Annotated in this window: 15 protein-coding genes; 4 read left to right on the top strand and 11 right to left on the bottom strand. The window is 41.8% G+C overall.

What is annotated here, in order from left to right; genetic code table 11:
* Positions 1-40: 40 nt before the first annotated feature.
* The 3 genes from hypD to ACZ449_RS26130 all read right to left on the bottom strand — a co-directional run bounded on the left by hypD (position 41) and on the right by ACZ449_RS26130 (position 5,108).
* Entirely contained in the window at positions 41-2,419 is a 2,379-nt protein-coding gene (gene hypD / locus ACZ449_RS26140) for a trans-4-hydroxy-L-proline dehydratase (RefSeq protein WP_464258934.1), read from the bottom strand.
* A 6-nt stretch (positions 2,420-2,425) separates the two neighbouring features.
* Positions 2,426-3,328 (bottom strand): trans-4-hydroxy-L-proline dehydratase activase, encoded by a 903-nt coding sequence (locus ACZ449_RS26135; RefSeq protein ID WP_464258933.1) that lies wholly within the window; start codon positions 3,326-3,328, stop codon positions 2,426-2,428.
* A gap of 346 nt (positions 3,329-3,674) precedes the next feature.
* A complete protein-coding gene (locus ACZ449_RS26130; RefSeq protein ID WP_464258932.1) occupies positions 3,675-5,108 on the bottom strand; it encodes a sigma-54 interaction domain-containing protein in 1,434 nt (477 codons plus the stop codon).
* A gap of 252 nt (positions 5,109-5,360) precedes the next feature.
* Here ACZ449_RS26130 and pruA point away from each other — a divergent pair, with 252 nt between their 5' ends.
* Positions 5,361-6,992 (top strand): L-glutamate gamma-semialdehyde dehydrogenase, encoded by a 1,632-nt coding sequence (gene pruA / locus ACZ449_RS26125; RefSeq protein WP_464258931.1) that lies wholly within the window; start codon positions 5,361-5,363, stop codon positions 6,990-6,992.
* Between the two features lie 151 nt (positions 6,993-7,143).
* Here the strand turns inward: pruA and ACZ449_RS26120 are convergent, their stop codons facing one another.
* From ACZ449_RS26120 to ACZ449_RS26110, 3 genes are all read right to left on the bottom strand, one after another.
* Positions 7,144-7,857 (bottom strand): phosphatase PAP2 family protein, encoded by a 714-nt coding sequence (locus ACZ449_RS26120; RefSeq protein WP_464258930.1) that lies wholly within the window; start codon positions 7,855-7,857, stop codon positions 7,144-7,146.
* A 58-nt stretch (positions 7,858-7,915) separates the two neighbouring features.
* A complete protein-coding gene (locus tag ACZ449_RS26115) occupies positions 7,916-9,835 on the bottom strand; it encodes an LTA synthase family protein (protein WP_464258929.1) in 1,920 nt (639 codons plus the stop codon).
* Between the two features lie 360 nt (positions 9,836-10,195).
* On the bottom strand, positions 10,196-10,504 hold the full coding sequence (locus ACZ449_RS26110) for a zinc-ribbon domain containing protein (protein WP_464258928.1): 309 nt from the start codon (positions 10,502-10,504) through the stop codon (positions 10,196-10,198).
* Positions 10,505-10,898: 394 nt separating this feature from the next.
* On the opposite strand from ACZ449_RS26110, the gene ACZ449_RS26105 reads away from it, so the two are divergent.
* Together ACZ449_RS26105 and gltS are read left to right on the top strand one after the other, a co-directional pair.
* A complete protein-coding gene (locus ACZ449_RS26105) occupies positions 10,899-12,668 on the top strand; it encodes a methyl-accepting chemotaxis protein (protein WP_464261946.1) in 1,770 nt (589 codons plus the stop codon).
* Between the two features lie 322 nt (positions 12,669-12,990).
* Positions 12,991-14,220: a sodium/glutamate symporter gene (gltS, locus tag ACZ449_RS26100; protein WP_464258927.1), complete on the top strand. Its 1,230-nt coding sequence runs from the start codon at positions 12,991-12,993 to the stop codon at positions 14,218-14,220.
* Positions 14,221-14,264: 44 nt separating this feature from the next.
* Here the strand turns inward: gltS and ACZ449_RS26095 are convergent, their stop codons facing one another.
* The gene (locus ACZ449_RS26095; RefSeq protein ID WP_464258926.1) at positions 14,265-14,747 is read right to left on the bottom strand and encodes a hypothetical protein; all 483 of its coding nucleotides are present in this window, start codon (positions 14,745-14,747) and stop codon (positions 14,265-14,267) included.
* A gap of 165 nt (positions 14,748-14,912) precedes the next feature.
* Here ACZ449_RS26095 and murI point away from each other — a divergent pair, with 165 nt between their 5' ends.
* On the top strand, positions 14,913-15,716 hold the full coding sequence (murI, locus tag ACZ449_RS26090) for a glutamate racemase (RefSeq protein WP_464258925.1): 804 nt from the start codon (positions 14,913-14,915) through the stop codon (positions 15,714-15,716).
* A gap of 312 nt (positions 15,717-16,028) precedes the next feature.
* Here the strand turns inward: murI and ACZ449_RS26085 are convergent, their stop codons facing one another.
* The 4 genes from ACZ449_RS26085 to ACZ449_RS26070 form a co-directional block, all read right to left on the bottom strand.
* Positions 16,029-17,531: a 4Fe-4S dicluster domain-containing protein gene (locus tag ACZ449_RS26085; protein ID WP_464258924.1), complete on the bottom strand. Its 1,503-nt coding sequence runs from the start codon at positions 17,529-17,531 to the stop codon at positions 16,029-16,031.
* A gap of 239 nt (positions 17,532-17,770) precedes the next feature.
* Positions 17,771-17,977: a CopZ family metallochaperone gene (locus ACZ449_RS26080; protein WP_464258923.1), complete on the bottom strand. Its 207-nt coding sequence runs from the start codon at positions 17,975-17,977 to the stop codon at positions 17,771-17,773.
* Between the two features lie 79 nt (positions 17,978-18,056).
* The gene (locus ACZ449_RS26075; RefSeq protein ID WP_464258922.1) at positions 18,057-18,479 is read right to left on the bottom strand and encodes an EamA family transporter; all 423 of its coding nucleotides are present in this window, start codon (positions 18,477-18,479) and stop codon (positions 18,057-18,059) included.
* 7 nt (positions 18,480-18,486) lie between these two features.
* Positions 18,487-20,913, bottom strand: a complete 2,427-nt coding sequence (locus tag ACZ449_RS26070) for a heavy metal translocating P-type ATPase (protein ID WP_464258921.1) — start codon at positions 20,911-20,913, stop codon at positions 18,487-18,489.

Raw genomic sequence — 20,913 nt, 5'->3', positions numbered from 1 at the left:
CACAAACCGGAAAATTTCCGGATAGAACCCAGGAGTTGCCTTAGAAACTGCTATGCTCTGTTCTTTCGATAATTTCATCCTGTAAGGCTTTCGTAAGATTATTGAAGTAATCGCTGTAACCAGCAACCCGTACAATAAGATTATTATATTTTTCCGGATTTTTTTGGGCATCCTTTAATGTCCGGGCATCAACTATATTAAATTGAATATGGTGTCCATCCAGTTTGAAGTAGGCCCGAATTAAGTCTTTTAGTTTTTTGAGACCTTCTTCGCCTGCCACTACTTGTGGTGTGAATTTTTGGTTAAGTAATGCTCCGCCGGTTCTGAGCTGATCCATTTTTGCTGCCGATTTGATTACTGCAGTCGGGCCATTTCGATCAGCTCCCTGTACAGGAGAAATACCTTCTGAAAGAGGTCGTTCGGCTTTTCTGCCATCTGGGGTGGCACCAATAACTGAGCCAAAATATACATGGCAGGTAGTTGGCAGCATTTCAATCCGATAGGTCCCGCCAGTTGGGGTTTTTCTTCCGTTTACAACTTCATGGAAGATTTCGAATACCTTGAGCATAATAGTATCGGCATAATCATCGTCATTGCCGTATTTTGGTGTTTTGTTTAAAAATAACTGACGTACTTTTTCATGACCTTCAAAATCAGCTTTTACTATATTTAATAACTCACCCATTGAAAATTTCTTATTATCGAACACATGATATTCAATGGCTGCTAAACAATCGGTGATACTGCCGATACCAACACCTTGGATATATCTAGAGTTGTATCTGGCACCACCGGCATTATAATCCTTACCCTTTTCAATACAATCATCAATAACGAGCGACATAAATGGAGCCGGCATATATTTTGCATACAGCATTTCAATAATGTTATTGCCTCTAATCTTGATATCAGCAAAATACTTGACTTGTTTCTTAAATGCTGCCAACAGCTCATCTAATGAACCAAATTGTGTTGGATCTCCTGTTTCAATACCCAACTTTTTGCCAGTCCGCGGATCAATGCCATTGTTAAGTGTAATTTCCAGTATTTTTACAAGATTAAAATATCCTGTTAAGATATAGGCTTCTTTACCAAAGCAGCCTACCTCTACACAACCGCTGGTGCCGCCGCAGCGCGCATCCTCAAGGCTTTTTCCCTGGCGAAGAAGTTCTTCCAGCACTGCGTCAGTATTGAACACAGAAGGAAAACCCATACCTGCTCGAATTACTTCAGCAGCTCTGATAACAAATTGATCTGGATTCTTTCTACTGATTTGTACATTTGTACTAGGTTGCAGCAGTTCCATTTCTTCAACAGTATCTAAGAGTAAATAGGATAATTCATTAACTCCGTTACTGCCATCAGGGTTGATTCCGCCAATATTAATATTGCAAAAGTCTGTATACGTAGCACTTTCCTGCAGAGTGATACCTACCTTAGGCGGCGCTGGCTGGTTGTTAAATTTCACCCAAAAACATCCAAGTAATTCTTTCGCAGCTTCACGCGTCAATCTTCCTGCCTGAATATCTCTTTCATAGAAAGGATAAAGATGAATGTCAAGTTTGCCTGGGCAGAAGGAATCCCACGTATTTAATTCTGTGACTACACCCATGTGGACAAACCAATATGTCTGCAACGCTTCTCTGAAGGTTCTTGGCGCATGGGCTGGTACATGACTGCAAATCTCGGCAATTTCTTCTAGTTCTCTTTTCCTTACAGGATCTTGTTCTTTGCCAGCCAACTCTCTGGCCTTGTCAGCATGCCTTTGGGCAAAAGTGATAATCGCATCACAGCAAATTGCCATTGCTTTTAATTCTTCTTGCTTTTCATACGCTTGCGCGTCCTGTTGATAATCCAATGCTTGAAGATTCTTTTCAATAGTTTTTTTGAATTCCAGGAAGCCTTGCTGATATATTTTTCCGCCTGCAACCGTGTGGCCTGGTGCTCTTTGCTCCATGAATTCAGTAAAAATTCCCGCTTCATAGCAATCCTTCCACTCTGGTGTCATTTGGTCAAACATCAGGTCACGAATGGCTTTATCTTTCCAGAAAGGAATAATCTGTTCTTCGTGAATGTGCTTTGTTTTTTCGTCTACACGAAAAAATATCTTATCCCGCTTATCCATAACATCAAAATCTTCTATCGTATGACAGCATAGTTCTGGATAAGTTGGTGCCTCCTGCGGACCTGTTCCCCGTTCTCCGACAATCAGTTCACCCTCATTGATGCAGATAGTCTTATTTTTCATTAGATATTTTAATGTTAATGCCCGCAATACTGGGATAGAAACCTTGCCTGCGTGTTTTTTGTAAGCTTCGGTTACCAACACAGCCCTTTCGATAGAAATTCGTGGAACTGCATTAACACTCTGCGCTCTTAATTTAGCCACTCTGGCATTGACGTTCATTTTTTTTGCCATTTCTTATCATCCTCCAACTTTAACATTTAAGCCAAAGACTTTTAATTTTTGAGAAACTTCATCCATTTGTTTATCTGAACGAGGCTGAAGAGCAGATAGTTGATATGTTTTTCCCAGCCTAGTGTATTTATCAATAGCAATATTGTGATACGGTAATAGAAACACATCTCTCAGATTCAATGACGATATACACGCGCCTGTTTTTTCAATATTCTCGTCATCATCATTAACTCCCGGTATAACAGGTATTCGAATCCAGATGTTACTGTTACTAGCAGCAAGCTTTTTTAGATTCTCTAATATAGGTTTATTGGATACACCCGTACATTTTTTGTGTTTTTCCTCATCCATAAGCTTAATATCATATAGAAACAAGTCTACCTTGTCTGCTATCCTGGCAATTGCTTCCTCAGGTGCATAGCCGGAAGTATCTAAAGCCGTATGAATACCCTTTGATTTACAAGCAGTAAGAATACCCTCAAGAAATTCTATCTGCATTAAAGATTCGCCACCCGAAAATGTAACTCCACCACCGGATTCTTCATAGAAAACCCTATCCTTTTCTATTTCTTTCATGACATCCGCTACAGTCATCGTCTTTCCGACCATATCCATAGCGCCAGTAGGACAGGCCTCCACACACGCTAGGCATAAACTACATTTTGCTCTATCTCTTGTAAGACCTTGGTCAGAAAATGTTATTGCTCCATTGGGACAGCTTTTCATACACTCTTGGCAGCCAATACATTTATTTTCGAGAAAAATTATTTCCGTTTTTACTGCCAAACTTTCGGGATTATGACACCACCAGCAGGCTAATGGACATCCCTTCAGAAAAATAGTGGTTCGTATTCCCGGGCCATCGTGAATGGAGTATTTCTGAACATTAAATACCGTTCCTGTAATCAAAAAAATCACCGCCCATCAACTTCGTTTTTTACAATAATCAAATGTCTTACCTACTCATAAATTGCTTTTAGTTCGTATTCATAAGGGCCTCACTATTCTGAACTTACGCTATTTTTTCAACCTCTACCCTCCTCGTACATAATGATTTTTAACACTATACGATGCAATAATCATGCCAAATAATGATTTCTAGCGTAAAAATGTTGATAAATCCAGTTCTACCGTGCTTTTATCTGATTATCTGCTCTTTCAAAAAAATATTATATTTCGGAAAATTACAAAACGTCCCTAAAATGAGACTATCACAAAATTGATATAGTCTCATTTTAGGGACGTTTTGTATAACCTATGATTCATGGTCTATTATAATTTTCCAATCAATATTATGTTTTTTAATTTTATTGTGCAATGTTTGCCGCGGAATATTCAGCATTCGTGCCGCTTTTGCCCCATTTCCATTTGCCTTCTTGATGGCCTTTTGGATTAAGCGCTTCTCATACTCATTGAGACTGTCTACCAATGAAGAAACCTCTGTACAGTCTATAGATTCTTCCGGCTTCATTCCATCTGCTCCCAAATAACTACTTATGTGATTAGGAATATCATTTACATTAATAATATTACTATCAATAAAGTTCATAATGCTTTCAATGGCATATTTTAATTCCCGAATATTTCCAGGCCAATGGTAAGCCTGCAGCATATTCAGTGCCTCAGGAGAAATTCCCTTCACGTTTTTATTCACTTTTTCATTATACATGCCAATAAAGAACTTCGTGAGCAGCGCAATATCTTCTTTTCTGTCTTTTAATGCAGGAATGTCTAAAGAAATAACGTTTAACCGATAATACAAATCCTTTCGCATAATTTTTTGCTCTACGATTTTTGCGGGAGGCTCATTGGTACTGGCAATAATTCTTACATCAACAAGTACGGTGTTGGCTCCCCCAACCCTGCGAACAATACCATCTTGTAGAACACGCAATAATTTCCCCTGAAGTTCCATATCCATAGAATTAACTTCATCTAAAAACAGTGTTCCCCCGTCGGCAAGCTCAAAGAGTCCGGGCTTATCCTTCGCACCCGTAAAGCTGCCTGATGTTGTGCCAAACAATAGGCTATCCAAGAGTGTATTGGGCAGTGCTGCACAGTTTTGGGCTATAAAAGGCTTGTGCCTGCGTACTTTACTCGCATTATGAATAGCCTGAACCAAAAGTTCTTTTCCTGTTCCGGTTTCTCCATAGACCAGTACAGGCGAGTTACTATCGACTATTTTTTGCGCCCGTTCTTTCATTTTTTTTATGGCCTTACTTTCTCCAATAATATCCTCAAAACTATATATAACCCCATTTCCCTTGTATAATTTCTCATTACTCTTTTTCTTAAATAATTCTGATTGAAGGTTTAACACTTTCTCCGATAATTCTTTCACCTGCGTTAAATCCCGATAAATTTCAAGAGCACCAACAATCTCCCCTTGTTTTATCAAAGGTATTGTCGATGTCAGCGTAGATACTTGCAGGCCCTGATAATTCATGTATGTTTGGACATAATCTATGATAGGCTTCTTATCTCTCAATACCCTGTAGAAAGTACTGCTTTCAGGCGTTAAATCCGGAAAAATATCCAATATGTTTTTTCCAATAGCTTTTCTCTGTGTAATACCCGCTATATTAGTTACTGGTTCATTGTAAAAAGTAACCTTTGCATCTTTATCTACCACTAAAATTCCTTCATCCAGATGCTCTAGTATTGATTCCAAAAGGAATTTATAGTCCACTATGTTCATCCTCTCTCAAATACATCAACGTTATATACCTATTTACCATAAAAATACAAAGTCCTGCAGAAAGCTTCGGTTTTAAAGCATCAAAAAATTTGAAATTTCGCATTGAATAGTCTCTAGGAAGCCATGTATCAACTTTTTTGATATAACACTAAAAAAACTCCCGTTTGTCAATTCATTGTCACTCCTTTATAGTATAATTATCAGAACTGCTTATTGAGAATTACTCAAGGAGGAATTTTAAAAATGAACAATGCTTATTTTCAAATTAAACTTCCTGAAAATGAACCTGTAAAAGGTTATATGCCGGGATCACCTGAAAGAGCTGCTTTAAAAGCAGAACTTGACAGACAATTAGCTAACCCAGTTGAAATACCGCTTATTATTGCTGGAAAAGAAATTCGTTCAGAGAACAAAACAAAAATCATTTGCCCACATGATCATCAAAAAGTACTTGGCGAATATTATGTCGCTGGTGAAAAAGAGCTTCTTATGGCAATCGAAGCAGCCGAAGCAGCAAGAGACGAATGGGAAAACATGCCTTGGGAGCATCGGGCTACTATTTTCTTAAAAGCAGCAGATTTGTTGACAGGAAAATACAGAGCAAAATTATCGGCAGCTTGTATGCTTGGACAAAGCAAGAATCCTTACCAGGCAGAAATCGATGTTATCTGTGAATTGGCAGATTTCCTTCGTTTTAATCCGTACTACGTACAAGAGATTTACAAACAACAACCAAACAACACCGATGGTGTTTGGAATCGTGTGGAATATCGCGCACTTGATGGTTTTGTTGCAGCAATCACGCCTTTCAACTTCACATCAATCGGTGGCAACCTGCCTACAGCTCCCGCGATGGTTGGAAACACTGTTTTATGGAAACCATCTTCGACAGCAGTATTGTCAAACTACTACTTCATGCAAATCCTTATAGAAGCTGGTTTACCTGCCGGCGTTATCAACTTTGTACCTTGCAGAGGTGTTGATTTCGGTAAAGTTGTAGTTAATCATCCTAAGATGGCAGGCTTCCACTTTACAGGCTCCACCGGCGTATTCAACGGTATTTGGAATCAAGTCGGTGAAAACATTGATAAGTATGTTACCTATCCTCGTCTTGTTGGTGAGACAGGCGGTAAAGATTTTATCTTTGCTCATGAATCAGCAGATATTGAAGCACTTACCTGTGCAATCGTTCTCGGTGCTTTCGAATACCAAGGACAAAAATGTTCTGCAGCGTCCCGTGCTTATATTCCTGAAAGTTTATGGGGCGAATTAAAAGGACGTCTTGAAAAAGAAATTGGAAAGATCAAGATGGGTGATGTTTGCGACTTTACAAACCTCATGAATGCTGTAATTGATCAGAAATCATTCAAAAATATTCAAAAATATCTTGACTATGCAAGGACATCTAACGATGCCGAAATCATTATTGGCGGCAAATGCGATGACAGTGTAGGATACTTTGTAGAGCCTACAGTAATCTTAGCTAAAACACCTACCTTCAAGACAATGACAGAAGAAATCTTTGGACCAGTTATGACCATTTATGTATATCCAAATGACCAATTAGAAGAAACAGTAAAAGCATGCGATACTGCAACCAGCTATGCATTGACAGGTGCTGTATTTGCCCAGGACAGAACAGCAATCATCAAACTTGCAAAGGCACTCAATCATGCCGCAGGCAACTTCTATATCAACGATAAACCTACCGGTGCAGTTGTTGGACAACAACCATTCGGTGGCAGTCGTGGATCAGGAACAAATGATAAAGCAGGCAGCGCCATCAACTTAAATCGTTGGATAAGCCAACGTGCAATTAAGGAGACATTAGTTCCTCGCACAGTAGTTAGCTACCCTTACATGGTAGAGAAATAGCCTTTTTATAAGTCGTTTAGAAAAAGAAGACAAAGGGGGCACCCATTCGCACCCCCTTTGTCTTCTTTTTTGTCTGAAGGAAATCCGCAGTAAAGCAGTTATCCCTTATAACTGCTTTACTGCGAAATATATAGTATTTGTAATAGAGAATTCATAAAACTTTATAGTTCATACGTTCGTGCTGTTCCCCCGGAAATAGGCGAAAAAGTATTAAATTAAACAACAGACAACCTAGCACGGTTACCATCGTATCGCCGATATAATGCTGGCCGCGCAAAATTTGATACACCCCCATAAAAACACCTACTGAAAGACCGGCTCCGCCCATTACTATCTGAGTTTTTCTAAGTTTTGCAACAAAAAACAAAGACAGCAAGGCAAAACCACCGGCTGCATGACCAGCCGGGAAACCCATACCCCTTTTTTCCTGCTTAAAGCCGGCAGGATAGGGCGACAAAGGTTTGACATAAGGCATCGCCCCGCCATAGCGTTCAATTTGATAGGGGCAATAAACATTAGTCACCTGTTTACCTGTGCTAGCAATCAACGGGCAAAACATCATGCTAATAAGCACACAGGCAAGCGAACGGCGATATTGCTTCAGAAAACCAAACGATGATTTGTATGATAAAGCTAATGCAATTATAAGCAGTATGGCAAACCCTGCCAGCCCCACCTTAATTCCCGTATATAACAACCAGCCGTAGTAGGTATGCACATCTTCCAACAACCATTTACCTGATTGAAAGTTATAAGCATAGTCCTGGACAAATAAATCAAAATTAGTATACTGCATGACAAATACATTTAAAATAAACAATACCATTGTCAGCAAAATAGTGCGATATTGTTGAAAAAACCGCAAAACAAAGTCACTCCTTAGCTACAAACTTACCTTATTCCTGATTGCCACTTAAGCAACCTCAATGGACCGCCCCGTATTTACCTTCTTTATACAGCGCACTGGCACCCTGATACCAGGTTATGGCCTCTTTTACTAAATCATCATCAGGCGACTGTTTCGTATATTCCCCTGTTTCATAGTTAATCTGGTAAAAGGAAACCTGCTTTTTAGGTTTTAAGACAACCAGGTTATCGCCTTTGGCATAAGCAATATTTTGATAGGTACTAATAAAAATGCGTTCCTTATCTACCGGTAACTTCATAATATCATAACCCATAAACCGCGAAGTATAGGAAAAATTAAGCAAGCCTAACAGCGTTGGTGCAACATCAATTTGACTCATTAGACGGTCAACGCGCCCTGGCGCAATAAGGTTTGGAGCATAGACGATAAGTGGAATATGATATTTCTTGATAGGCACTTCCGTTTTTCCGGCGCTTGCTGCCTGATGATCGGCAACAATAACAAACACGGTATCTTGGAACCAGGGGCGTTTCTTAGCCTCAGCCAAAAAGTTGCCAATGGCCCAATCAGTGTATTTAACAGTACCGCTGGCACCGCCAGGTGAAGGGATATCGATCCTTCCATCCGGGTAGATATAAGGACGGTGGTTCGAGGTAGTCATAATCATTTGAAATACTTTCTCACCGTTCGCATACGCTTTGTCAAGATTTTCGACAGCCTCATCAAAGATGACCTCATCTGCCACACCCCACACGGTTTCGGTCACAATTTTCTCTTTCGGAATACTAGTCCGATCAAGAATCTGATAGTTATTTTTCGCATAAAAATCATTCATGTTATCGAAATAACCGTAGCCGCCATAGATAAACCAGCTTTTATAATCATGGCTGTTTAGTACTGAACCTAACGTAAACAGATCATCATTATCCGGACGACGCACAATGGATTGTCCGGGAGTCGGCGGAATGGATAAGGTAAGCGCCTCTAACCCCCTGACAGTCCGTGTCCCTGTAGCATATACCTTAGTAAAAAAGAGCGATTCTTTTGCCAGTTTATCTAAATTGGGGGTCAACCCCTTCTGATTACCAAACGACTCCATATAATCAGCACTCAAACTTTCTACAGTAATAACTACAATATTTGGATGCTTTTCCGGACCTGATCCAGTAACACGTTTAGTCAATTCTTCTGGATTTGCGCTGGTGTATTGGCTATTCGGCTCCTGCAAAAGTTGTCTGAGCCTAGGCTCAAGCTCTTCATTAGGAACGGTTTTATAATAGCGGACATAATCAAGCTCATTATTGCGAAAGGCTGATAAAAATTCATAAATTCCATTACCTGCCAGTTCATTATTAAAGATATTCGTACTAACATTCTTCATATTGCCAGTAACCGAAAAAAATACAGCAATCGGAAAAACCAGGGCAAGGGCTATTACACCTAACCGTCTCTTGAACGAAAGCGTGGTATCCCAGCACAAATATTTCTTCCATATAATAACTGATAAAACACTAGTAGTTAGCCCAATGCCGCTGAATAACGCCTTGAGCGGGTAACCTTCACGAATCATCCCCATTAGTTCTTGGGTATAAATAAGATAATCAACAGCAATAAAATTAAAACGCGCCTGGAACTCATCCCAAAAATAAAACTCAGTAACTGACAACAACAGTATGAGTGCTGTTGAAACCCATAGTAAACCCATAGTCACAAGTTTGTTGCCCTTAGTAGCAAAAAAGCGGCTCGGTACAAGTGCTAAATAAAAGAGCATCGGCAACAAACCCTGGCCGATAACTATGAGATCGAAGATGCCGCCAACCGCCAACACCTTGAAAATCTCCCATGGCGTCGCCGCAATTTGACTGTAGGAAAATATCGCTAAAATTATGCGCAGTACCGCCCCCAAAATGAACCATAAGGTCCCCAGCGAAATAGCCGCAGAAAATCGGCCCCAAAAATTCTTATCCAACTTCATCGGAATCCTCCTCATGCAATGGACTCTTGCATTACATCTGAGTAATTATAACAACTGATTCTGAAATTAAAATGAAAAGGATTCAACAATACTATCAAATAGTCAAGCCAGCATCCTATAGCTCACTGAGGTATAGGATGCTGGCTTGAACTTAAATTCTCAAATTGTTGCTTAGCTTGGTAACGGCTGTGGATCTCGTGGCTTCGTTTTATCCGGCTCATCGTCTTGGTTCTTTGAATCAGAACCTTTGGTGTGCATCATTTTCTTGGTTCTAGCCTGTTGACGGCTAGTAAATTGATCAAACGTTTTTCCACCCATTACGCTTCACCACCGCTTATCATAATACTGCCATTCTCTTCATTAGTAGCGCGAATTATTCTGCTGGCTAAAGCAGTCTCTGCAGTAAACCGGACGGTCACCACTTGGCCGGAACGGAACTTCAGTCTGCTTACCACACTCAGAGCAAGTAACAGCATGCATTTCACGCTGTGGACGGTTATTATCCCGCCGATTAAAACCACCACTACTTTGCTTACGTGCCGCTCGACACTCCGGACAACGCCCTGGTTCATTGGTGAAACCTTTTTCAGCATAAAAATCCTGTTCAGATGCAGAAAAAACGAATGGGGTATTGCAATCCCTGCAAGTTAACTTTTTGTCTTCAGCCATGATTTTCCTCCTTGAAACAGATAAATAGTAACAACCGCTAATAGCATGCTATTGCGAATCGCTTATTATTAATATGGCCGGAAATTATATTTTGATGATTAGTAAACAATGGATTTCCTGACACCATACTTTTTTCGGCATATTCTGTCAAATTACCATAAATATGTTGCTCCAATATATTGTAAACTGTATAATGTAATTACCAGAAAAGTATGATTTTGTATCTGGTTGTCACATAACCGCAGCCTAGGATTCTCAGCTTTACTCATGCCAAAATAGCGGCTTTGAACTATCTATCCAACGGCACGGTATTCACGGCAGACAAGAGGTGATAAACCCAAGGATGGTTTTACAGAAATCGAAGTTATAATGTGGGGGTGTTTTTTTGGGTAGCATGCGTACGAAAGTAGTTGTTGCCATATGCTTAATCTGTTTTTTTGTAGTAACAATCTTAGTAGGCTATAATTTATATCGCATGAAACTAGATGCAGCAACTAACATAGCTCTTATGCGTCAAACACTGATGGAACAATTTGAACGGAGTCTGAAACTGCAAGTCGAGGGTGCGGTTAGTATAATTGATTCCGTGTATAAGGAACAACAAAAAGGACTTCTAACCGAAGAGGCAGCTAAGAAAAAGGCTACCGATATTGTCCGTGAAATTCGTTATGATAATGGCAATTATTTATGGATTGATACTTACGAGGGCTTTAACTTAGTTTTATTGGGCAATAAAAACTATGAGGGCAAACCACGCTGGGAATTTAAAGATGTGAAGGGTAACTTCGTATTACAAGACCTCTTTAATGCCGCGAAGACAAATAGCGGCGGCGGATTTAGTGATTATTGGTTCGCTAAACCAGGGCAAAGTGATCCTTTACCCAAGCGAGGCTATGTTAAATTATTCGAACCTTACCGTTGGACAATTGGAACAGGCGCTTGGTATGACTCTATTGATGCTGAAGTCGTAAAACGTCAACACCAGTATGAAGAAGACATGAACAGATCAATGCTGATACAAGGAATAATCGGGCTGATTTCACTACTGACGGCGTGTGGATTCACCTTACTTTTGGTACGATCTATAATTAATCCCTTACAACATACACAGCAAGTAGTTAATGAAATGGCAACCGGTAATTTAACTGTCACTGTCGATGATAATGTAGCAGAACGCAAAGACGAAATTGGCAGCCTGGCAGCCTCGTTTAACCAGATGAATTCTAATTTTAGAATGCTTATTTCCCAAGTCTCACAGTCAGCAGAACAGATCGCCGCTTCGTCACAACAGTTTACAGCAAGTGCTGACCAATCCGCGCAGGCAGCTAATCAAGTGGCCTCCTCTATTGTAAACGTAGCCAGCGGCGCTGAACAACAGCTTGTTGCTGCTAATACTACTTGTACCATGGTTGAGGATATGTCTTTGGGTATTGGGAAGATAGCGGCTAACGCAACCCAAGTTTCCGCTCAATCCGATATGGCTGCCACCAAAGCGCAAGATGGAAGAAGATCTGTAGATCAGGCAGTTCGCCAAATGAGCCAAATTGAACAAACGGTAACCACTTCTGCTAGTGTTGTCGTTAAGCTTGGGGAACGTTCCAATGAAATCGGACAGATCATTGATACCATCTCTGGAATCGCCGGTCAGACAAATCTTCTGGCACTCAATGCAGCTATCGAAGCTGCACGAGCCGGCGAACAGGGACGAGGTTTTGCGGTTGTTGCGGAAGAGGTACGTAAACTGGCAGAACAGTCGCAGGATGCTGCTAAACAAATTGGAACCCTTATAACCGAGATTAAGGGAGAAACCGATAAAGCTGTTTTGGCTATGAATGACGGTACAAGGGAAGTACAAGCCGGAACTGACGCAGTCAATACGGCTGGACATACCTTTACCGAGATTGCAACTATGGTAACCGATGTATCGAATCAGGTAAAAGAAATTTCTGTCGCGATTGAGCAGATGTCTGGCGTTAGTCACACAATTGTCAGCGCCGTGCAAAAGATTGATGATTTCAGCAAACGCGCAGTAGCAGAAGCTCAGACCGTCTCGTCAGCCACTGAGGAACAGTCAGCCTCAATGGAAGAAATTGCTTCCTCAAGCCAGGCTCTTGCTAAAATGGCAACCGAACTCAACGAAACTATCCTGAAATTCAAAATATAAGTAACAACAAAAGACTCTTGCCGAATCCCCGGCAGGAGTCTTTTGTTGTTACTTTTAAAGAAGCAATTATAAATATACCTGTTTTTCCCATTTACAGAAATGATTCATCTTTATGTCATAAAGATGAATCATTTCAAAATAAATCATTCGTACGCATACAAATGAATCCCTCTAGAACATTATTGATAAATCAGTATTTTCTAATATAATATTCAGTTGTTTTTTGTAGTTTTTGTAGAGTGCTTGATTATAATTAGGACAAGTTAATGCAACACTATTATTACTAGTGGCATTATTCAGCAAATAAGAGTGGAGGGGAATTATGGAATCTAAAATTGTAGCAGGTCTTTTAATTTTTAAGCTTAACATGATTCAAACAGTTGCTTTGGCCCTCGTAATGTACTTTATAGGTAATTTTATCAGACATCGAGTGCCTATGTTTATGCGTCTCAGCATACCGGCACCTGTTATCGGCGGCTTAATCTTCGCTGGTATATCGACTTTCCTGCGTACCCAGGGAATTCTCGGATTTGAATTGGATGGTACCATGCAGACAGCTCTTATGATTATGTTCTTCTGTACAATTGGTATGGGCGCCAGTTTAACGCTCCTTAAAAAAGGCGGCATGCCCTTAATTATCTTTTTCTTGTTAGCTGTTGTCCTGGCAGTAGCGCAAAACGCGCTCGGCATCTTCCTTGCCAAGCTAACCGGTATTGATCCGCTATTAGGTATTATCAGTGGTGCAGTAACGCTGATGGGCGGACTGGGAACCGGTGGTGCCTTTGGACCGCTCTTTGAGGAGTGGGGTGTACAGGGTGCTACGACTGCCGCAATCGCATGCGCAACCTTTGGTATGGTTGCAGGCAGCTTGATGGGTGGACCGTTCGGTGAAACGCTGATTAAAAAGTACAAAATTAAAACACCTAAAGTAGATGACGTTGCTACAGATGATAGTGATGGAACTGCAGTTCTAGAAGAAGAAGGCGCCCTTAGTGGCCAAAACGTAATGCAAACTCTCGGCTGGATAGTTTTTGCTATGGGTGTTGGCTCCATTATAAGTTTCTATATGACAAAAGCAGGCATTACGCTTCCTGCTTATATTGGTGCCATGATTGCGGCTGCAGTAATCCGTAATGTTGGCGATTTTTCCAAGGGTTATAAAATCGATGGTGCTGCTCTCGAAGTCATTTCCGATATTTCGCTGGCCGTCTATCTGACAATGGCAATCAATGGTCTTAAATTGTGGGAACTCGTTAATCTTGCCATTCCACTGCTCATCATCTTGATTGGTCAAATTATCCTAATGGCCCTCTTCTGCTGGCTGTGTGTTTACCTCATCATGGGTCGTAACTATAGCGCTGTACACCTGTCTGTTGGTATGGTCGGTTTCGGTATGGGCGCAACTCCTAATGCGTTAGTAAACATGGCTGCATTAACCGAAAAATACGGTCCTTCGCCGCGGGCCCTCATGATCGTATCATTGGTAGGAGCCTTCTTGATCGACTTTGCCAATGCGCTGATTATCACCGGTATGGCCGGAATGTTCCGCTAAAAAATACAATTAAAGGACAGAGTCGTTTATCGACTCTGTCCTTTTTAGTTTGCGTAGTCTACTTTGTACCAAAGGCCATTATGTAATTCCCATTTTTGCCTGTGGATGGTTTTATTTGTCCCAAGTGCAGGATGAGTTAGTACTAGTTCGAGCTCTACCCAGGCCTTGTCACCCTGCACCTCAATATCTTGTACTGTTACGTTAATATGATAAACGTAGCCTGCGTCCCGAAGCTGACGATATTCAATTAGACTAGGCTCAGGGACGCCTTTAAAATATGATAATCTGTACATGGTATCATATTCCCGATTCACAAAGGCATGTTGATACTCCTCCACCCGCGCCGTTAGTGCCTGATATGCTTCTATACGTTGCATAGATTCTAGCCTAATTTTGTTACTTAGCTGGGACTGCAAGTACTGGTCGGTGGCTGCTTGGCCGATTCCAGCTAAAAAAATAAGCGCAATAATGCCTAGTACAGGCAGCAAACTAATCAAATTCTGACAGGTTACTTTAGAAATTTTCATTACAGTCCCCCCTCATTGATTTATGTGTCATTACTGAAAATAATTTTTAATTTTTCGAATTAAGGTAATTATTTTGAATCTTTTTTTGTTGGTTTACGTAGGACTTATGGTATTATATGTTATAGTTGAACTATACTAAGTACATATGATTCGGAGGTAGCAGTTATGTCAAATAATGCACCCATTGGAGTTTTTGACTCCGGTATTGGTGGTCTCACTGTAGTAAAGGAAATTATTAAGTTAATGCCCAATGAAGATATTGTTTATTTTGGCGATACTGGTCGCACTCCCTATGGTCCCCGCCCAGTTGAACAAATCACCGAGTTTACTAATCAAATTCTTGATTTTCTAAACGGACAGGGTATTAAACTAGCAGTTATGGCATGCAATACAATAACGATGTGGACATTAGAGCAAGCCTGCAGCCGATATAACTTCCCGATTGTTGGCATGAATACCGGCGAACAGTTGGCACTGGCCGTCACAAAAAATAAAAATATTGGTATTGCGGCCACGCTGGCTACCATTAATAGTGGCAAACATGCTGCGCGAATCAAAGCGACAGATGCTAGTGCCAACGTGTTTCCTCAGGCATGCCCCCCACTGTGTACCATGGTAGAAAGAGAAGTAGTAGCAGGCGCTGAAGCAGACGCCGCTTGTCGTGAATGCTTCCTGCCCATAAAAGAGGCAGGGGTGGATACGATAGTATTGGCATGCACGCATTACCCCTTCCTCGTGGCGCCTATTAAAAACATCCTGGGACCTGATATAACAATAATCGATCCAGCTGAACAAACAGCCCGTGATGCTTATGACACCCTAAAAAAGTTGGATCTGCTAGCGAATGGCGACCAACAGGCAGTACGACGCTTCTGTTTCTCTGCCGACCCGGCAAGAGCCAAACGGTTGGCAGAACGTATTATCAATGTACCGCTGGCTGATTTTGAGCAGGTTGATATTCTGAAGTAAGCCAACTAAACGCAGTGTGGCTGATGGTTTAATACGCGAGTTAAGATCTGGACAAAAAAACACCATGGGAATACTCCCACTACACTTCCGTCCGCCTGTCGCAAACAGGAGTTTACGTCACGAAACTATTTGTTGTTAATGTTTTGTGTATTTCGCCACAAAATAGCCAATACCTTCTTTATTAGATCAATTTGTTAACTATTCGTCTTGCAACTCTTACCACAAACAATGAACCCTAGCCTTTGGCTAGGGTTCTGTTTTATAAATAGAGATAATAGGCTTATTTATATGACAAATAGTACTTTTCCTCTATTAGCCATGCCAGTGTCCTGCTTTTTCACTATCGATCCTGGCAGGTTTGTTTTCCATAGCATTTGACAGCTTTGATTCTTTGGCAAAATTATCGACCATTTTATTGGCTACCCGAACATTAGCCAGTCCACCTGGGCCACCAATACAGCCACCATGACATGACATACCTTCCAGGAAATTTACCTGTAATTTCCCCGACCCAATCTGATTAATAGCTTCAGCACAATTTTCAAGTCCTTCTACATTAAGAGGCTGAATTTTAACCGTAGAATCAAGACTAGCTACTGCTGCCTGGACGGCTTTCATAACTCCACCGGCGCAGGCAAACCCATTAGCAGTACTAGACGCCGCGGACTCAAATCCATTATCAAGCACAACGTCAATTTCTATTCCTTTGCCTTTCATCATTGCCGCGAGTTCTTCAAAAGTAAGAGCATAATCAACCAAGTTAGCATGCTTTCGAGCTTCCGCTTTTTTAGCAATACATGGCCCAATAAAAACGGTAACCGCGTCCGGATTGTACTCTTTAATGAGTCGAGCTGTAGCCACCATCGGTGAAACGGTAGATGACACCATATCTTTTACATTCGGAAAATGTTTCTCTACCATACTGACAAAAGCAGGGCAACAGGATGATGTCATAAAAGGTCGCTTTTTAGGCACAGTGTCTAAAAACTCTCTTGCCTCATTTATGGTTACAATATCAGCGCCATAGGCTACTTCTTTCACATCGTAAAAACCTAGCTGCTTGATGACGTCAACTATTTGCCCTGGTTTAGTTCGAGGACCAAAATGCCCGGCAAAAGCAGGCGCAATCATAGCATGCACTTGTTTGCCAGCTAGAATTTCTCTGATAACCTGAACTATAACCGAACTATCCTCAACAGCTCCGAACGGACAAGCCTCCCGACAAGCACCGCACTCAACGCATTTTCCCTGGTCGATTACAGCTTTGCGGTCACCACCGGCAATGATTGCTTTCATCGGACATGCTCGCTCACAAGGTCGACTTATCTCTATGATAGCTCCATATTGACAGGATTTTTTGCATAGGCCACATTCTACACAACGGCTTTTGTCTATATAGGCTCGATTCTGCACTACCATGATGGCTTTTTTAGGACAACTGTGTATACAGTTATGAGCTAAACAATTGCGGCAAGCATCGGTAACCAAATATTTATCAATAGGACACTGATCGCAGGCTTCCGGTAATACCCTGACCAAAGGCATCTCTTCTATGTTTCCGGCCAATGCGGCTGTTGCGGCTTCTTCCTGAGTAATATCTAAAGCTTGACTCAGTGTCAGATTAATCCTTTGGCGCAATACTGCTTTTTCTTTATGCACACAGCACCGGTACCTGGGTCCCTCCTCAGATACGATGATGTCCATCACACTCACAATGTCTCTTTCAAGCCGATCCTCATACGTCATTTTGCAGATTTCTTCTAAAACCTTGTTACGAATTCGTACAACTTCAGTAGCTTGCGATAGTATTGCCATGTAAATTGCTCCTCCATCTATAATAAAATGTATTACGATCATTGCTGTAACTAAATAAAAAGGTCTTACTTATTTCAACGAAAGAATTATATCGCCTTCAGTAGTCAAGGTCAAGATGTATCTATTAACAATACTGCCGCTATAGCGGTTCCCTCTGAAACAAAGAAACTATGTCCAAAATGCATTAAGCATCAGAGGACATAGCTGAGAAACAGCAAACTTATTTTGTTTCTCCTTGATTAAACCACATCAAATCCAATTTCTTCCACGACTTTTACCAGTGCCTCCCGCTCAGCAGTACCCGTTACAATGGCTTCTTTCCTTTCTAGGTCAACACTTACGCTTACTACTCCCGCAATCGCTTGCAGGGCCTTCTCAACACTCATTTTGCAATGTCCGCAGGACATACCCTCAATTTTCAAGGTTGTTTCCGCTATTTCACTCACAAGGTTCACCTCCTCTCGCATGCTTCATAGTAAGCTGCCGCTGTTTTAGTTTTAGTTATGCATGGTTTTTTAGCTAAAGCTAAAACTTCAAAAGAACTATGCCTGAAAAAATCAAAGTGGCAGCAACAACCTTCGTTAGAGTCAATTCTTCCCCAAGAAACATAGCGCCTAATACCAAAACTACTAGGGGAAAAGCCGCTACAATAGGAGCTACTCGGCCAACCTCTCCATATTTTAGCGCATAATAGTACGCAAGTTGGCCCAGTAAGGCAGCGAAAACGCCTTCAATCATGATATATATCGCGTCCTTGGCTGCTACTCCCATAACATTTCCCCATTTACCTAAAGCAGTCACCGTAATGAGCAGTATTATACTCGTCATTACGCTGCGAATAGTTAGTGCAGCTAACGGGTGCATACCGCCTAGCCCCAATTTACCGAATATAGGAGCAACGCCCCACAACACCATAGCGATACCAGCTAGTAGATAAGCATTAATCACCTTGCCTTCAGCTCCTGTAAGGATCAAACTGTTTCAATCTAAGGGCATTGGTTACCACCGAAACTGAGCTAAAGGCCATGGCGGCTCCTGCCAGTACGGGTGATAGAAAACCTGCTGCCGCGATCGGAATGCCCAGCGAATTATAGACAAGTGCCCAGAAGAGATTCTGTTTAATATTCCTCATGGTTGCCTTACTTAAGCGAATAGCAGCCACAATACCTGTAAGTTCTCCCCGCATTAGGGTAATATCAGCTGCCTCGATGGCAACATCGGTACCGGTTCCGATAGCAAAGCCTACATCGGCAGTAGCCAGCGCTGGAGCGTCATTAATGCCGTCACCAACCATCGCCACAACTTTACCTTGTTTTTTAAGAGCCTCCACCTTTTCGGCTTTGTGCTCTGGCAGTACCTCAGCCATAACATTCGTTATGCCTACAGTATGGGCAATGGCCTGCGCAGTACGAGTATTGTCGCCTGTCATCATCCAAACTTCAATACCCATTTTTTGCAACTCACTTATGGCTTGTGCCGAGCTTTCTTTCACCGTATCTGCTACCGCAAACAAACCACTTAACTTGTTTGCTACGGCAAATAACATGACTGTCTTACCCTGAAGTTCCCACTGTTCAATTTGGTCAACAGCTGCTGCAAACTCAATATTATTTTCCTGCATTAGTTTGCGGGTACCCACTAAAATTCGTTGGCCTTCAATCGTAACTTCAACGCCGCGCCCTGGAATAGCAGTGAATGATTCTGTGGCTACCATGGGTACGCCCTGTTTTTTACCATAGTTAACAATAGCTTGCGCCAAAGGATGTTCCGAATTTTTCTCTGCACTGATAGCTAGCCGCACTAATTCAGCTTCAGCAATCCCAGCCAGAGCCACAATATTGGTAACTTCCGGTTCACCTTTAGTAATTGTGCCTGTTTTATCAAGGACAATGGTTGTCAGTTTATGTGCATGCTCTAAATGTTCCGCGCCTTTTATCAATATTCCTTTTTCCGCACCTTTACCAGTACCCACCATGATGGATGTCGGCGTAGCCAAACCTAATGCACAAGGACAGGCAATAACTAATACGGCAGTAAAATTAACTAATGCACGTGAGAAATTACCCGGGTCCAGGATAAAGAACCAAACGGCAAAAGTCACAAGCGATAGCCCGACAACTGTTGGCACAAAATAGCCTGAAACCACATCCGCAAAACGCTGAATCGGCGCTTTCGACCCTTGAGCGGCTTCAACAATGCGTACAATCTGGGCCAAAGCAGTATCTTTACCCACCTTAGTAGCCTCAAATTTAAACGTCCCGAATTTATTAATGGTCGCGCCAACCACTTGGTCTCCGATCTTTTTATCAACAGGCAAACTTTCCCCGGTAAGCATAGACTCATCCACTGTGGATGTCCCTTCGACAATGACACCGTCAACCGGAACCTTTTCACCAGGACGGACTACCACAACATCTCCAGCCACGACCGCTTCAAACGGAATGTCAAATTCCTGACCGTCGCGAAACACTCTAGCCGTCTTAGCCTGTAGACCCATGAGTGCTTTAATGGCTTCAGAGGTTCGTCCCTTGGCAGTGGCCTCCAGCAGTTTACCCAATATAATGAGCGTAATTAAAATCGCCGATGTTTCAAAATATAAATCAGGTTCATGACGCAATACGTTAGCTATGCTGTAAAAATAAGCAGCAGATGTTCCAAGCACTACTAAAACATCCATGTTGGCACTGCCGTTCTTAAGTACCAGATAAGCCCCCCGGTAAAACTGCCAGCCCGCAATGAATTGCACCGGAGTGGCCAATATCAATTGGAGATATGGATTCATTAGCAACTCGGTAGCCTGTCCCATCACCCCCAGCATATGCAAAACCATTCCTAAGAGCAGTGGCAGGGAAAAACCAGCAGCTACAAATAAGCGCAAGCGCTGCCTACTTACCTCTGCAGTACGGGCTTTCTTCTCTTGGTCTACCGCCGCAGTATCTGATAATTCATGCGCACCAAACCCAATGCTTTCAATTTTAGCCTTAATATCGCTGACACTGATTATACCTGGATAATACTCTACCGCAGCCTTTTCAACTGCTAGGGTTACAACAGCACTTGCAATACCGGGCAGCTTGTTTAAGCTTCTTTCCACACGACCAGAACAGGCCGCGCAGGTCATACCGCTAATCTTTAAGTCTACTTTATCCTTGATGACGTGAAAACCTAACTCTTCAATCTTATGTACTATTCCACTAAGACTAAGCTGGGAATGATCATAAGTCACAGAAGCCTTCTCAGTTGCAAGATTTACTGCAGCCTTCTCTACGCCTTGCAGTTTAGTCAGGCCTCGTTCTATCCTGCTTGCACAAGCAGCACAGCTCATGCCACCGACCTTTAACAACACAGTATCGCTAGATGAGTTATTTCGTACTTCAGCCAT

The sequence above is a fragment of the Desulfosporomusa polytropa genome, from assembly GCF_055380075.1.
This window is presented reverse-complemented; position numbering and strand designations above follow the sequence as displayed.

Excerpts from the sequence above, each read along its gene's own strand:
- ACZ449_RS26085 (WP_464258924.1), bottom strand. The coding sequence starts at position 17,531 with ATGGCAATACTATCGCAAGCTACTGAAGTTGTACGAATTCGTAACAAG.
- murI (WP_464258925.1), top strand. The coding sequence starts at position 14,913 with ATGTCAAATAATGCACCCATTGGAGTTTTTGACTCCGGTATTGGTGGT.
- hypD (WP_464258934.1), bottom strand. The coding sequence starts at position 2,419 with ATGGCAAAAAAAATGAACGTCAATGCCAGAGTGGCTAAATTAAGAGCG.
- ACZ449_RS26110 (WP_464258928.1), bottom strand. The coding sequence starts at position 10,504 with ATGGCTGAAGACAAAAAGTTAACTTGCAGGGATTGCAATACCCCATTC.
- ACZ449_RS26115 (WP_464258929.1), bottom strand. The coding sequence starts at position 9,835 with ATGAAGTTGGATAAGAATTTTTGGGGCCGATTTTCTGCGGCTATTTCG.
- ACZ449_RS26095 (WP_464258926.1), bottom strand. The coding sequence starts at position 14,747 with ATGAAAATTTCTAAAGTAACCTGTCAGAATTTGATTAGTTTGCTGCCT.
- ACZ449_RS26070 (WP_464258921.1), bottom strand. The coding sequence starts at position 20,913 with ATGGCTGAAGTACGAAATAACTCATCTAGCGATACTGTGTTGTTAAAG.
- pruA (WP_464258931.1), top strand. The coding sequence starts at position 5,361 with ATGAACAATGCTTATTTTCAAATTAAACTTCCTGAAAATGAACCTGTA.
- gltS (WP_464258927.1), top strand. The coding sequence starts at position 12,991 with ATGGAATCTAAAATTGTAGCAGGTCTTTTAATTTTTAAGCTTAACATG.
- ACZ449_RS26105 (WP_464261946.1), top strand. The coding sequence starts at position 10,899 with ATGCGTACGAAAGTAGTTGTTGCCATATGCTTAATCTGTTTTTTTGTA.